This is a genomic window from Actinoplanes sp. NPDC051633 (assembly GCF_040681735.1).
Lineage (GTDB): Bacteria > Actinomycetota > Actinomycetes > Mycobacteriales > Micromonosporaceae > Actinoplanes.
The window spans coordinates 1-1,565 of the sequence record NZ_JBFAZH010001516.1 but is presented as its reverse complement, the minus strand read 5'-3'; the positions used below and the strand labels follow the sequence as shown (position 1 = coordinate 1,565).

Sequence of the window (1,565 nt, the reverse complement as noted above, 5' to 3'; positions counted from 1 at the left end):
GGGCCCGCGGCGGCCGAGCTGTGGGCGGCGCTGGGCCAGGCCCTGGGCGCCGCCGGCCGGCTCGGCGAGGCCCGGTTCGCGCTGCTGCGGGCCCTGGCGGCGACGCCGGACGAGGCGATACCGTCGCGCGTCCCGCTGATCGCCGACTGCGCCCGGATCGAGCACACGCTGGGCCACCACGACGCCGCCCACCAGCGGCTCACGGCCGCCCTCGACCGTCTGGGCGACGCTCACCCGGCCGAGTCGGTACGCCTGATGGACGCGATCGCCCAGGACCACCTCTTCCGCCTCGAGTTCCCCGACGCCGTCGCCTGGGCCGGCCGGACCCGCGCCGCCGCCGACCCGTCACAGATCGCCGAGGCGGCCACCAGTCAGGCCCTGACCGCCGCGCTCGCCGGCGTCGAGGGGGACGCCGCGGCCGCGTGTGCCGAGGCGGCGACGCTGGTCGACGCCATGACCGACGAGGAGATCGGCGCCTCACCCGATCCGATCGCGGCCCGGCTGGCCGCCGCCGAGCTCTTCACCGGCTCGCTGCGCGACGCCGCCCGGCACGCCGAGCGGGCGCTGGAGGTCTCGCGTCATCACGTGCCGGTGATGTTCTGGGCGGGCACGGTGCGCATCGCGCTGGGCCGGCTGCCGGCGGCGGCCGCCCTGCTCGACGAGGCCGTCGACGTGGCCCGCACATCCGGCAACGCCTCCATGCTCGGCTGGGTGTTGCTCGCGCGCTCCACCGTCGCCGCGGTGGGCGGCGACGCCGACACGGCACGATCGGCCGCCGAGGAGAGCGTTGAGCTGCACGGCGCGACCGCGAACACCCTTCCGGCCGTGTGGGCACGGCTGGCGCTGGCCGGCGCGCTCGTCGAGTCCGCGGAGCCCGCCGCGGCGGAGCGGCTTCTCCTCGGCGATCTCGAGCTGGTCCCGCCGCCGTTGCGGCCGGCGGCGCACGAGCTGCTCGTTCGCTGCCGGCTCGCCCTGGGCCGGGGAACCGGGGCGGCCGGCGGCCCGATGACCGGTCGCGCGGCGGCCATGATCGCCCTCCACGAAGGACGGCCGGCCGAGGCGGCGGACCTCGCCCTGCAAGCGGCGTCCTCCGCCGAGAGAAGGGGCGCGGTGGTGGACTGCGCTGCCGCGCGGGGGATCGCCGCGACCGCGCTCGCGGAGGCCGGTGACCGCGACGAGGCGGTGCGCCAGTTGCAGATGGCGCGGGCCATCTACGACCGGTGCGGGGCGCCGCGCCGCCGGGCCGAGACCGAGCGGCAGCTGCGCCGGCTCGGCGACCGGCGGGTCCATCACCGCACCCGGCCCGGCGACGGCGCGGGCCGCGGCGTGGGCAGCCTGACCGAGCGGGAGTCGCAGGTGGCCGGCCTGATCACCGACCGGCGCACGAACGCCGAGATCGCCGCCGCGCTGCACCTCAGCACGAAGACCGTCGAAACCCACATCCGGAGCCTGTTCAACAAGCTCGGCGTCACGTCACGGGTGGAGATCGCAAGGACGATGGAGCGAAACGATCCGGGTACGAGCACACCGGAGTCCCGTTGATCGACGCACCGGGCCGTGGCCGC

The 1,565-nt window shown here is 76.9% G+C and carries 1 protein-coding gene; it reads left to right on the top strand.

The window, feature by feature from the left end:
- Window positions 1-1,542 (top strand): LuxR C-terminal-related transcriptional regulator (locus tag AB0M20_RS42670; protein ID WP_364307127.1); only part of this gene is annotated, 1,542 nt, incomplete at its 5' end.
- Between the last annotated feature and the right edge of the window lie 23 nt (window positions 1,543-1,565).